Below are 13188 nucleotides of genomic sequence, written 5' to 3'. Positions count from 1 at the left end.
AATTATTTTTTGTCCACTCCTATCGAAAAAGATTCTCTCATTTTTTGACGAGATTCATCTTGCAATTTTTTAAACTCTTCTTGTGTTATTTCTTCACCTTTTATAGGTTTAGTTTTAGACATTTTCTTAGGGTTTAAGTTAATTTTATCCGCTTCATAAGTCATAATCGAACCAAATTTACCACCCGTTTCGCTCACCGTTTTCAGAATCAAACCTGGCAATCCATTCACTTGATTTGGTCCTGCATCAACCTTAATATCTGGCGCAAACCAAGCTGCTATTTGCTTACCTTTATCATTACCAATAGCTTTTTTTACTTTGTGACCCAAAATCGTATCTTCAATATCTGTAATTTTCCATTCATAATCTTTATATGGCGTGACCACAATAAAATTTTGTTTATCTAAAACGACTTCTTGGCGAAACGCTTTCTTACTTATTTCATTAATCAGATCTTTATATTCTCCTCCAATATTAATTGAAAAAGCCCCCATAGAGCTACCATTTTGATCATTATTAATGGTTTCTATTTTTTTGTAAATGGACTGATGATCACTATATTCTAATTGATAATAAATATTTGGAGCCCCTCCAATTTTTATTGTACCTCCTCCTTTTTGTGCTTGCTCTCTTTCAAACTCCTTTATTTTTTCTTCATCATGCTTTATATCGTATTTATAATCGACAATAAGCTTTTCTTGCCCAAAACCATAATTCGAAAAAAGTAAAAATCCAGCTAATAATAATTGTTTCATTATGTTGTAGTTTATAATTAATACTCTAAAATAATTTTTATTTTTTAATTCTACAACAATAGAACACGTAATTAACACAACATTGTGAAAAGAAAAAAATCCAACCTAAGTTGGTTTTTTTTCTATATAAATTAAAATAAGTTTCTAAATTATCTCAAAGTGTTTCAGCGCATTCCATATTCCGTGATTATCTGCAGAAGTTGTATAATAATCAGCCGCTTCACGAACATTCTCTTTCGCATCGCCCATTGCTACACCTATTTTACAACCTTTCAACATACTAATATCGTTACCACCATCACCAAAAGCCATTGTTTTAGTTAAATCTAAATTATCGCGTTCAGCCATTCGCTCTATTCCACGCATTTTACTAATATTTTTCGGATTTATATCAGCAAAATATTCTATCCAACGTGTTCCTACACTGTTTGTCAACACATTTTTCATCAAATAATCTTCTTGTTCTTCGTTCACAAAAAAATTCATTTGCATAATATTATCTTTCGGCAAAGTTCGAGGATCAACCACTTCTGGAAGTTCCATTCCAAAATAAGCAAACGATTTTTCTACATTATCATTCACACGATTAATACTAAACGCTTCTTTGGTCATATACGAAAATGAAAACGGATTCTCATCATCATATTGCAACAAAGCCTCTATATCATTAGGATTGATGTAATCTACAAAAAATGATTGACGATTTTCGTCCGAGCACATTCCACCATTATTATTGATGTAACCATCAAAACCATAATCAAAAATATGCTCAGGCATATCCACCATATTTCGTCCTGTTGCGATGTATATTTTTTTGTTTTTTTGTTTCAATAATTTCAACGCTTCTATTGTCGAATCACTGATTTCGTGGTTTTCAAAACCTTGTAATGTTCCGTCAAAATCGAAGAAAAAAGAATCTATCATACTTTAGTTTTATCTTTTACAAAATTAAAAAAGCAACCTTTGTTTGGTTGCTTTTGCAGTTTATTTTAATGCTAATTTAATAATTTCTATTGCTTTATTGGTATCTTCTTCGGAAATATTGAGATGAGGGCGCATTCGCACCGAGTTTTCACCACAAGGAAGAATAATCATGTGATTTTCGAAACACGTATTAATAAAATTAGAACGATCTGAATCTGATGAAAAATCAAACGCAATAAACAATCCTAATCCACGAACCGAATGAATTTTCTTCGTTTCTTTTGCGATTTCATTCAATTTTGATAAAATATATTTTCCTTTCTCTTCCGCATTTTCAACTAATTTTTCTTGTTCAATCACTTCTAAAATTAATTTGAAACGCAACATATCGATATAATTTCCACCAAAAGTCGAATTAATACGGCTTGATTCCTTGAAAACATTATTCGGAATTTGATCTAACTTTTCTTTATTCGCTAAAATTCCACAAACTTGTGTTTTCTTTCCAAACGAAATTACATCTGGAATCACATCATAATGCTGAAAAGCCCACATTTTACCAGTCATTCCCATTCCTGTTTGTACCTCATCAAAGATCAATAAAATCTCTTCTCTATCACAAATTTCTCTCAATTTCTGAAAAAATTCTTTTCGAAAATAATTATCTCCTCCTTCACCTTGAATCGGCTCAATAATAATACAAGCAACTTTATTTTTGCGTGTTTCTAAAGCATTTTCAATTTGTTCAATCGCACGTTTTTCAGCCTCAACAACCTTGCATAAATTATCTTCTGTAACAGGATAAATTCGTTTTGGATTTTCAATTCTTGGCCAATCAAACTTTGGAAAATATTCGTATTTACGAGGATCTTTCGTATTCGTTAGCGATAATGTGTAACCAGAACGTCCATGAAACGCTTGCTTAAAATGAATGACATCACTTGCTTCTTTCTCAATTCCTTTCGAAAAATTTAATCTTGTTTTCCAATCAAAAGCCGTTTTTAGTGCATTTTCTACTGCCAATGTTCCTCCAGAAATAAAGAATAAATATTGCAATTCTTTCGGCATCGCAACACGCTCAAATGTATCAATTAAATCGGCATAATCTTTTGTATAAATGTCTGACATCGCAGGTTTATTGACAGCATTTCGACCTAAAAAATCAATTTTCGCCATCAAATGTGGATGATTATAACCAATCGCCGTCGAAGCAAACATTGAAAATAAATCCAAATATTCAATGCCATTTTCGTCTACAACATAGGATCCATGCGACTTATCCATATCCATTACAATCGGATATCCATCTGCCAATATATGTTTTGCTAATCTTTCGTGTACTGTACTCATCTCTGTAAATTTTTAAAAATCAAACTTAATTCCTTGCGCCAATGGCACTTCTGTCGAATAATTAATTGTATTCGTTTGTCGTCGCATATACGCTTTCCAAGCATCCGAACCAGACTCACGCCCACCTCCAGTTTCCTTTTCTCCACCGAAAGCGCCGCCAATTTCAGCTCCAGAAGTTCCGATATTTACATTTGCAATTCCACAATCAGAGCCTTGCTGACTCAAGAATAATTCAGCTTCACGAAGATTATTTGTCATAATAGAAGACGATAAACCTTGTGCCACATTATTCTGAATTTCAATTGCATTTAACACATCTCCAGAATATTTGATTAAATATAAAATTGGAGCAAAAGTTTCGTGTTGAACAATTTCAAAATGATTCTCAACCTCAGCAATAACAGGCTTTACATAGCAACCGCTTTCAAAACCATTTCCTTCTAAAATTCCTCCTTCAACGATAATCTTTCCTCCTTCTTCATTAATTTTTTCTAATGCTTTTGAATACATTTCAACCGCATGTTTATCAATCAACGGTCCAACATGATTTGCTATATCCAACGGATTACCTATTTTTATCTGTTTGTAAGCATTTACTAACGATTCTTTTACTTTATCATAAATCGACTCGTGAACAATCAAACGCCTTGTTGTAGTACAACGCTGTCCAGCCGTACCAACCGCACCAAAAACAGCTGAAGTTAACATAATTTTTAAATCTGCATCTGGCGTAACAATAATCGCATTATTACCGCCTAATTCTAAAATTGTTTTACCCAAACGAGCAGCAACAACTTTATTCACTTCAATTCCCATTCGCGTAGAACCTGTTGCAGAAACCAAAGCCACACGAGCATCTAGCGCAATTAATTCACCGATTGTTTTATCCCCCATTACCAAAGAAGAAACTCCTTCAGAAATATTATTTGCTTTTAAAACTTCTGCTAAAATATATTGACACGCAACCGCGCACAAAGGTGTTTTTTCACTTGGTTTCCAAACAACAACATCACCACAAACCATTGCTAAACATGTATTCCAAGACCAAACTGCAACTGGAAAATTAAACGCAGAGATCACCCCTACAATTCCAAGCGGATGATATTGATCGTACATGCGATGCAGCGGTCTTTCCGAATGAATTGTCGAACCATATAATTGACGAGATAATCCAACCGCAAAATCACAGATATCGATCATTTCTTGCACTTCACCTAAACCTTCTTGATAAGATTTCCCCATTTCATATGAAACTAATTTTCCCAAAGAAGCCTTTTTTTCACGAAGTTTCTCTCCAAATTGACGCACAATCTCTCCACGTTTCGGAGCAGGAATCATTCGCCATTCTTTGAAAGCAACTTGCGCTTTTTTTATCACTTCTTCATAATCATCTTTTGTTGATGATTTAACTTTTCCAATCAATTTTCCGTCTACTGGCGAGTAAGAAGAAAGCTCTTCACCTTTTCCAAACCAAGTATTTCCTGTTGATGTTCCGAGATTTTCGGAAGAAATACCTAATTCTTTTAATTCGTTTTCTATCATTTTTTTGTGTTATTTTGTGTTTTAACTTTTACCTAAATTAGTCAAAAGTTTCATAAATTAAAATTTTTAATAAATATTATTCAGAATAATTTTTAATTTAATGAATAATCGTTAGATTTAATAAAATAAAACCGCATAAAATGAATTCAACTACAGATTATTTTAAGATTGATGATTTATTAACCGAAGAACATAAATTAATTCGTCAATCTGTTCGAGATTTTGTGGATAACGAAATAAAACCTGTGATAGATGATGCCGCGCAACATCATAAAGATATTCCAGATTTAATGAAAAAATTAGGTGCAATTGGTGCTTTAGGACCTTATATTCCTGAAGAATATGGAGGTGCAGGCTTGGACCAAATGTCGTATGGATTAATCATGCAAGAATTAGAACGTGGCGATTCGGCTGTTCGTTCTGCTGCATCTGTACAATCTTCGTTGGTGATGTATCCAATTTTTTCTTTTGGATCAGAAGAACAAAAACGCAAATATTTACCAAAATTAGCTTCAGGAGAATTCGTTGGAAGTTTTGGATTAACTGAACCAAATCACGGTTCAAATCCTGGCGGAATGGAAACTCGTTTGACTAAAAATGGTGATCATTATATCTTAAATGGAGCAAAAATGTGGATTACAAATTCACCAATTTGTAATATTGCAGTTGTTTGGGCAAGAGATGAAGAAGGAAAAATTCGTGGAGTTATTGTAGAACGCGGTATGCAAGGTTTTACAACGCCAGAAACATTGAATAAATGGTCATTAAGAGCTTCAAAAACAGGTGAATTAGTTTTCGAAAATGTAAAGATTGAAGAATCTCAAATTTTACCAGACGTAAAGAGTCTACGTGGACCATTATCTTGTTTAAATTCTGCTCGATACGGAATTTCTTGGGGTGTAATTGGCGCTGCAATTGATTGTTATGAATCTGCTTTGAAATATTCATTAGAACGAACACAATTTGGAAAACCAATTGCTTCTTATCAATTGCAACAAAAAAAATTAGCTGAATTTATTACAGAAATCACGAAAGCACAATTATTATGTTGGCGATTAGGAACGTTGAAAAACGAAAATAAAGCAACGCCTGAACAAATTTCTATGGCAAAACGCAACAATGTAAAAATTGCTATTGATATTGCGCGAGAATCTCGTCAAATTATCGGTGCAATGGGAATTGTAGGCGATTTCCCTATGATGCGACATGCTGCAAACCTGGAGTCTGTAATCACTTACGAAGGAACGCATGATGTCCATTTATTGATTACTGGCGCTGATGTGACAGGAATTAATGCTTTTGTATAAGATATTTTTTCATACAATCAGATATTTTTATAGGTTTACAATTCGTTTGTAAACCTTTTTTATTTATCACACATGAAATTGAAATCAATTCTACTTATCATTTTTTGTATTCAGGCTATTGTTCTTGACGCACAGGAAACCTACAAAATTACGTATGAACGCTTTTCGAATGGAAAGAAAGTGGAAGAAAGCAATCCCATACAAGTTATTGCGAATATAAAAGAAACCGTTATTGGAAAGCAACAAAGTTTTAGTAATTCTTCAAATTATCCTGATGAAATGTTTTATTATACCAAAACAAATCCATCAATTATTTCCTTGATTACACAATTTGACCCGACTAATTCTATCATTACAAATGATTCTGTCGCGTTTAATAAATCAGTTTTCACGATTTCTAAAGAAACAAAACGAATTTTAGGTTTACGTTGTAAAAAAGCGACGACAAATATCAATTCGAATACAATAGACGTTTGGTTTGTGGACAATATGGACTTGAATGCCTCTCCTACAATGGTTGGAATGAATTTAGGTTTTGTGTTAGAACTTACTCGAAATAATAATTCAACGATTCGAGCTTCAAAAATAGAACGCGAAAAAGATTTGATTCCAAGTCAATTTATTCAAAAAGAATTGCATCAAAATAGAGTTGATTTGTTGACATATAAAGACATTATTTGGAAAAGTAAATTCGTTGATATTCCACTTTTATCACATCAACAAGTTAATTTTAGTAAAGATTTTTCTTCAAATGATTCAATTTATCGCTTTGCAAATGGAACTGTTGTGGTTCGAAAAATTAAAATTCCTCAAATTAAAGAAGGGAGTCAAGTTTTCTTAAATGTTTCGCAACAATCGAATGGCGATGCTTACGATAGAACAGGTTCTGTATTTTTGATTCCGCGTGATTCTAAAATTACGTTTATGGATGGTTTACAAAAAGGAATCAACGAATTACCTGTTTATACATCGGCAAATAATAAAAAATACCAAGGTTATTTTTTGACAGAAAATTATTCGCCAACGATAGAATTAATGCGCTTTTTCACACCTTTTGGAATTAATAAATTCAATCATATTCAATTAAAAAATCAAACTTGGGAAACCGAAGCGAAATATCGTCAAGAAATCACAGAATTTCAAGGTTTATTATCTAATCAAGAAGTTTTGATTGGTTTCTTCATTGGAAATTATGATCAAGGCGGACATACAATTACTGCTAATATTTCTATTCATCCGTCAAGTTCAACGACAACGTTGCCTATCAAAAAAGTTTTACCAATTTTCAATACTGCAAATGTGATGGAAATGGCTGGACAGGAATATCCTACTTTGTTCGAAAATTCGAATGGTTTTACAGTAGAATTCACGTTGAAAGAAGATTACAACAATGCTAAATTGCGTTTTACAACAACTGGACATGGCGGTTGGGAAAATGGAGATGAATTTGTTCCAAAAGAAAATAGTATTTTTCTTGATGGACAAAAAGTATTTAATATAGTTCCTTGGAGACAAGATTGTGGTTCTTATCGCGCTTACAATCCAGCTTCTGGTAATTTTGATAATGGTTTGTCATCATCCGATTATAGCCGTTCTAATTGGTGTCCAGGAACAATTACAAATCCATATTTTATTAATTTAGGAGATTTGAAAGCTGGAAAACATAGCATACAAGTGAAAATTCCGCAAGGAAAACCTGAAGGAAATAGTTTCAGTTATTGGAATGTTTCTGGTGTTCTTTTAGGAGAATAATTTTTTTGGAGCAAAAAGATTTATTAAACGTCTTTTTGCTCTATTTTTTTATGATTTATCAAAACCATTAACCAATCTACAATATCTTGATATACTTCATCTTTGATAGATTCATTCAATATTTCATGTCTCAAGTTTGGATATAATTTCATTGTTACATGTTGAAATCCATTTTGCTTTAAATCTTTATACGATTGCAAAACTCCTTTACCAAAATCACCAATTGGATCATCTGCTCCACTCACAAAATAAATAGGTAAAGATTGCGGTATAGCTTTTGCCCAATTCTTTTTTGTTGCTTGTATATTTAAATTAATCAAAGTATAAAAACCGTTAACAGTGAAAGGTATTCCGCAAAGAGGATCTTTCAGAAAATTTAAACGATTTAACTCATCTAAACTAAGCCAATTAGTCTCATGAAAATTTTCTTCATTTTGAAAATGTTTATTATTCGATTTTGAAAAAATAGTATTAAGTAATTGACTTCTTTTATGAGGAATCAATTTATTTAGAATACTTAAAAAACTACTCAATAATTTAATTCCAGGAATTCTACCTCCTGTTCCCATAATTATAGCACCATCAAAGTGGTCTCCATATTCTTGAAGTAGGCAACGTGTTATAAACGATCCCATTGAATGCCCCAAAATAAAATGTGGTAATAAAGGGTATTCATTCTCTAACAATTTAGCTAAATCTTTTGCCGTCTTTATTAAATTTTCTTTTGGATTATCTAAGCAGAAAAAACTGTAATCTTCTTCTATTTTAGCTGTTCTTCCATGTCCTAAATGATCATATAACAAAACTAGAATTCCTTTGTCAGCCAAATACTTTGCAAAATTTTCATATCGCCCACTATGTTCTTGCATACCATGGACAATAAGTAAAGTAGCTATAATCTCATCTTCTGGAAGAATTACTCTATAATAAACATTCTCTGGTATTGACATTTTTATTAAGATTTAATTATTAATTTACAGTTTTACTTATTCAAAATCAACATTTTTATAAACAAACCATTGACTTTTTCAACAAATTTCAAGCCGATAAATAAGATCTAAAATTTCTAATTTTTATAACTAAAAAAACGAGGTAAATAAAAATTAACCTCGTTTTTTTTATGATGTACAATAATTTTACTTTTTAGTTTTAATTGTATTCTTATAAATCTGACCATCTTTAATAATCACTAAAAAGTTTTTATCAGGATTAGCTATTAATGATAAATCTTTCAACGGATTTCCATCAACCAAAATCAAATCTGCTAAAGCTTTCTCTTCTACAACACCTAATTTCCCTGGATATGGGCTTCTTAAACCAGATAATTGCAACAGTTCTCCATTATCTTGTGTAATCATTTTCAAAATTTCAGCATTTGTAAACCATTTTTGAAGACGTAAAATATAACTATTTTGCTCATCATTCAACTCAGGTTCAAACAAGAAATCCGTTCCCCATGCTAGCTTCACACCAAGTTTTTTTGCTAATGGCCAAACTTTATCTTGACCATCCAAAACTGGTTTACGTTTTTCTTTTCGCTGCTCGTCCATGTTTTCATTATTATCCATCAAATTTTGAAGGCTTAACCAAACACCTTTTTTAGCAAGAATTTTCAATGTTTCTTCATCTAACATTTGACCATGCTCAATTGACTTCACTCCTGCTTCCACGGCACGTTGCACTGCTCTCGGCGTATAGGCATGTACCATTACATATGTCCCCCAATCTTCAGCAGCATCAACAGCCGCTTTCATTTCGTCAAAAGTATATTGCGTAACATCAATCGGATCATAAGCAGAAGACGTTCCACCACCTGCCATTAATTTGATTTGACTCGCACCAAAGCGTAAATTTTCTCTTGTTGCTGTCAAAACTTCATCTCTTCCATCAGCAATAAAAGTAGCTCCTAATTCCTCTGCACGAGATGCTTTTCCAAAGAATCTACGAGAACGTTCGTCTGGAGTTCTAAAATCTCCGTGACCAGCCGTTTGACTAATCGTTGCTCCCGAAGGCCAAATTCTAGGCCCTACAACTTTACCTTTATCAATTGCTAGTTTCAAAGGAAAAATTGGTCCACCAGCATCACGAACACTCGTAAAACCACGCATCAACATTTTGTGAGAAGCTTCGCCAACTTTATTCATTAACATTTCTTCTGACATATCTGGCGACATCATTTGCGTCATCGTCAATGAACCAAATACCATATGTACATGAACATCAATTAAACCTGGCATCAATGTTTTTCCTCCTCCATTTATTTTTACAACATCTTGAGTAGGTGATGAAATTTTTGCAGAACTAATTTTTTCAATTTTTTGACCAGAAACCAAAACATTCATTGGTAATGTTAATGCTTGAGTTTGATGATCTAAAATTCTAACATTTTCAATCAGAATCTGTTTTGTTTGAGCAAAAGTAAAAGTGGTAGCGAGAAAAAAAAGTGCTATTATCGACTTTATTTTCATAATTTATTGTTTAATTGTCCTAAAGATACGTTGAATGCGCGTAATTTGAGGATAATAAAGGTTATTTCTTAATTAAATGGAAACAATTCTTTTCTAAATCTATCTATCTCCTAACCTTTAGCTAAACCTATTATTTTCTTAACTATTGTGACAATTACCACAACCAATAATCCTGCAATCAAAGCAATCAAAGCTTCACTAATCATCATTGGAATTGCTGTAGGTAAATGGTGATGAATATAATCGATGTTATGAACAAATATCCCACCTGAAACCAATAAAAGTGCAACAGTCCCTACAAATCCTAAAATTTTGATCACATAAGGTAATGCGTCAACCAAAAAATGTCCTAATTTAGAAACAGCTCCTTTGTCGTGTGATGCTTTTATCAGTTTAAAACCTGCATCATCCATACGAACAATTAAGGTTACAATCCCGTAAACACCAATGGTTGCTAAAATTGCAATAAACGAAACTGTAAAAACTTGTGTCAACATTGGTTGTTCCAAAACTGTACTCAATGCAATAATCACAATTTCTATCGAAAGAATAAAGTCCGTAATAATTGCAGATTTCACTTTTGATTTTTCCGAGACTTGCTTCTTATCTTCTACTTTATCTTCATGAATAACTTCTGAACCTTTTTTTGGACGGTGAAAAATAAACTCGATTATCTTCTCTACACCTTCAAAAGCTAAATAAAAACCTCCCAAAATCAAAACATATTTTATGACCTCTGGCATGTAATGATTTAGTGTCAAAACAATTGGAACAATGATCAATTTATTGATAAAAGAGCCTTTTGTAATTGCCCATAAAACTGGTATTTCGCGCGAAGATAAAAATCCCGTTGCTTTCTCAGCATTTACAGCCAAATCATCTCCTAAAATCCCTGCTGTTTTACTCGCTGCTACTTTACTTGTAACCGCTACATCATCCATCAATGCTGCAATATCATCTAAAATTGCAAATATTCCTGAAGCCATATTATTGTTATTTTTTGGTTCGTAAAAGTAAAAAATAATGTCAAATCTTTATAGATTATTTTTATGTTCTTTCGACGATTCATTTCAAGCAAATTGCACTCCAAATTCTGACTATAAACCTGATTAATTTTAAACTAAATTAAGTCCTTTCGGAAACTAATCATTAATTTTAAAGAGAAATATATTAAGCTTATAAAATGGAAAATTCTTTCGGTCAGTTAAAGAAACATATTCAAATTTTCACTTCAATTTCTGAAGAAGAATTTCACGATTCAGTCCAATATTTTGAAAAATTTTCGGTGAAGAAAAAAGAAATGATTCATAAAGCTGGAACAGTTTGTACGTACAATTATTTTATTATTTCTGGATGTATTCGATTATTTTTCATCAATGAAAAAGGTGTAGAACAAACCATTGATTTTGCTATCGAAAATTGGTGGTTGACAGATTCGTTTTCTTACATTAATCAACAAATTTCTGAGTTTTATATTCAAGCTCTAGAAAATGCAATTATTATGAAAATGAGTAAAACAAACGAAGAAATTTTATGCGAAAAACATCCTATTTTCAATTCGTATTTCAAACAAATTTATCAAAAAGCAAATGCTGCTGCTCAAATGCGTTCCAAATATTTGAAAGAGTTTTCGAAAGAGGAGTTTTATCTTCACTTCAAGAAAAATTTTCCTGAGTTTTTACAACGTGTTCCGCAATATTTATTAGCTTCTTATTTAGGTTTCACACCCGAATATTTAAGCGAAATCCGAAAGAAAGAGTTTTCTTAAACCAGTTTAATTTTTTTGAATAAATAATCGACGAACTTTGTTAAAAATTAAGAAATGAAATCACGATTAAACATTCAAAAATTAGAACCAAAAGCTTACGAAGCAATGTATGGTCTAGAGAATTATTTAGCAAATTCTGAATTAGATAAATTACATTTAGAACTTATTAAAATCAAAGCTTCACAAATCAATGGTTGTGCTTTTTGTATTAATATGCACACCAAAGACGCGATGAAATTAGGCGAAACAAATCAACGTATTTTTTTGTTGAATGCGTGGCGAGAAACGACACTTTTTACAGAAGAAGAGCGTGTGATATTGGCGATGACAGAAGAAATTACAAATATTAGTCAACATGGTTTATCAGAAGAAACTTATCAAAAAGCATTAACACTTTTTTCTGAAAATTATATTGCGATTATCATTATTGCAATTACCACGATTAATGCTTGGAATAGAATTGCAATCAGTTCTCATATGACGGTTTAAAATTTTAGCTTCAGAAATCTGAAGCTTTTTTTGTGCTAAAAATCGGCTTTCGGATTAAAATAGTTTATTTTTGAGTCTTGAAGTAAAATTGATATGAATATTTACGATTTAATTGTTGACGATAAGGAAGAAATTTCTTTGAATGATGTTTTTTTAGATGATCAAAATCTTGCTCAAGTAAAACAACTTATCAAAGAACATAGATATATAGAGGAATTGAGTAAATATAATTTACCTGTCAATAATAAAATTTTGTTGCATGGATTTTCAGGTTGTGGAAAAACAACAACTGCAAAAGCAATTGCAAATGAAATCGGAAAACCTATATTGATTTTGAATTTAAGTAATATTGTTTCATCAAGAATTGGTGAAACTTCACAAAATATTCGAATGCTTTTTGATAAAGCTGCGCGTGAAAAAGCGATTCTATTTTTGGATGAGTTTGACCAAATTGGAAAAGCGCGTGGAAATGACGACAAAGATGTTGGCGAAATGCGTCGTTTGGTAAACACGGTAATTCAATTAATTGATTATTTGCCACAAAATTCGTTGTTGATAGCCGCAACAAATCATCCACATATTATTGATGTTGCATTATTGAGAAGATTTCAGTTAAAAATTGATTTCAAAATGCCAACATCTGAAATGTTAGATGTTTATTACGATAAACTTTTAAACGATTTACCAAAAGATATTCAATCTCTTAAACGAAAATACAACGTTTCATTTGCAGAAGCTAAAGATTATGCGCTTACAAATGCAAAAGCATTATTGATTGAAAAATTAGAACGTCAAGCAAATTCTTAAAACCAAAATATGGAAGACGAATTAAT

Annotated in this window: 12 protein-coding genes; 5 read left to right on the top strand and 7 right to left on the bottom strand. The window is 32.0% G+C overall.

The genetic code is table 11. The features are described 5' to 3' along the window. Window positions 1-2 precede the first annotated feature (2 nt). The 4 genes from B3R94_RS06035 to B3R94_RS06020 all read right to left on the bottom strand — a co-directional run bounded on the left by B3R94_RS06035 (window position 3) and on the right by B3R94_RS06020 (window position 4571). Entirely contained in the window at window positions 3-755 is a 753-nt protein-coding gene (locus B3R94_RS06035; protein WP_291099347.1) for a GLPGLI family protein, read from the bottom strand. 144 nt (window positions 756-899) lie between these two features. After that, window positions 900-1679, bottom strand: coding sequence for an HAD family hydrolase (locus B3R94_RS06030; protein ID WP_291099344.1), 780 nt, complete (start codon window positions 1677-1679; stop codon window positions 900-902). Window positions 1680-1739: 60 nt separating this feature from the next. Then, window positions 1740-3029, bottom strand: coding sequence for an L-lysine 6-transaminase (gene lat / locus B3R94_RS06025; RefSeq protein ID WP_291099341.1), 1290 nt, complete (start codon window positions 3027-3029; stop codon window positions 1740-1742). Window positions 3030-3041: 12 nt separating this feature from the next. Next, window positions 3042-4571: an aldehyde dehydrogenase family protein gene (locus B3R94_RS06020; protein WP_291099338.1), complete on the bottom strand. Its 1530-nt coding sequence runs from the start codon at window positions 4569-4571 to the stop codon at window positions 3042-3044. A 140-nt stretch (window positions 4572-4711) separates the two neighbouring features. Between B3R94_RS06020 and B3R94_RS06015 the strand changes: the two genes are divergently transcribed. Both B3R94_RS06015 and B3R94_RS06010 read left to right on the top strand, forming a co-directional pair. After that, window positions 4712-5878: an acyl-CoA dehydrogenase family protein gene (locus B3R94_RS06015; protein ID WP_038335874.1), complete on the top strand. Its 1167-nt coding sequence runs from the start codon at window positions 4712-4714 to the stop codon at window positions 5876-5878. A 72-nt stretch (window positions 5879-5950) separates the two neighbouring features. Beyond that, a complete protein-coding gene (locus B3R94_RS06010) occupies window positions 5951-7630 on the top strand; it encodes a PNGase F N-terminal domain-containing protein (protein ID WP_038335875.1) in 1680 nt (559 codons plus the stop codon). Between the two features lie 23 nt (window positions 7631-7653). On the opposite strand, the gene B3R94_RS06005 is transcribed toward B3R94_RS06010, so the two are convergent. The 3 genes from B3R94_RS06005 to B3R94_RS05995 form a co-directional block, all read right to left on the bottom strand. Then, window positions 7654-8580 carry an alpha/beta fold hydrolase gene (locus B3R94_RS06005; RefSeq protein ID WP_038335880.1) on the bottom strand — a complete coding sequence of 309 codons (927 nt, stop codon included), beginning with the start codon at window positions 8578-8580 and terminating at the stop codon, window positions 7654-7656. A 186-nt stretch (window positions 8581-8766) separates the two neighbouring features. Further along, window positions 8767-10098: a metal-dependent hydrolase family protein gene (locus B3R94_RS06000; RefSeq protein ID WP_115000951.1), complete on the bottom strand. Its 1332-nt coding sequence runs from the start codon at window positions 10096-10098 to the stop codon at window positions 8767-8769. A 110-nt stretch (window positions 10099-10208) separates the two neighbouring features. Continuing rightward, complete coding sequence (locus B3R94_RS05995; RefSeq protein ID WP_291093282.1) at window positions 10209-11084, bottom strand: DUF808 family protein; 876 nt, start codon at window positions 11082-11084, stop codon at window positions 10209-10211. A 197-nt stretch (window positions 11085-11281) separates the two neighbouring features. Here B3R94_RS05995 and B3R94_RS05990 point away from each other — a divergent pair, with 197 nt between their 5' ends. From B3R94_RS05990 to B3R94_RS05980, 3 genes are all read left to right on the top strand, one after another. Further along, window positions 11282-11866, top strand: coding sequence for a Crp/Fnr family transcriptional regulator (locus B3R94_RS05990; protein WP_115000954.1), 585 nt, complete (start codon window positions 11282-11284; stop codon window positions 11864-11866). Between the two features lie 54 nt (window positions 11867-11920). Beyond that, complete coding sequence (locus B3R94_RS05985; RefSeq protein ID WP_038335884.1) at window positions 11921-12355, top strand: carboxymuconolactone decarboxylase family protein; 435 nt, start codon at window positions 11921-11923, stop codon at window positions 12353-12355. 93 nt (window positions 12356-12448) lie between these two features. Continuing rightward, complete coding sequence (locus tag B3R94_RS05980; protein WP_115000956.1) at window positions 12449-13162, top strand: AAA family ATPase; 714 nt, start codon at window positions 12449-12451, stop codon at window positions 13160-13162. Window positions 13163-13188 lie beyond the last annotated feature (26 nt).

The organism is Empedobacter sp. UBA7611, from assembly GCF_002484365.1.
Classification (GTDB): Bacteria; Bacteroidota; Bacteroidia; order Flavobacteriales; family Weeksellaceae; genus Empedobacter; species Empedobacter falsenii_B.
The sequence above is the reverse complement of the archived record's forward strand: the minus strand, read 5'-3'. Positions and strand labels throughout refer to the sequence as shown.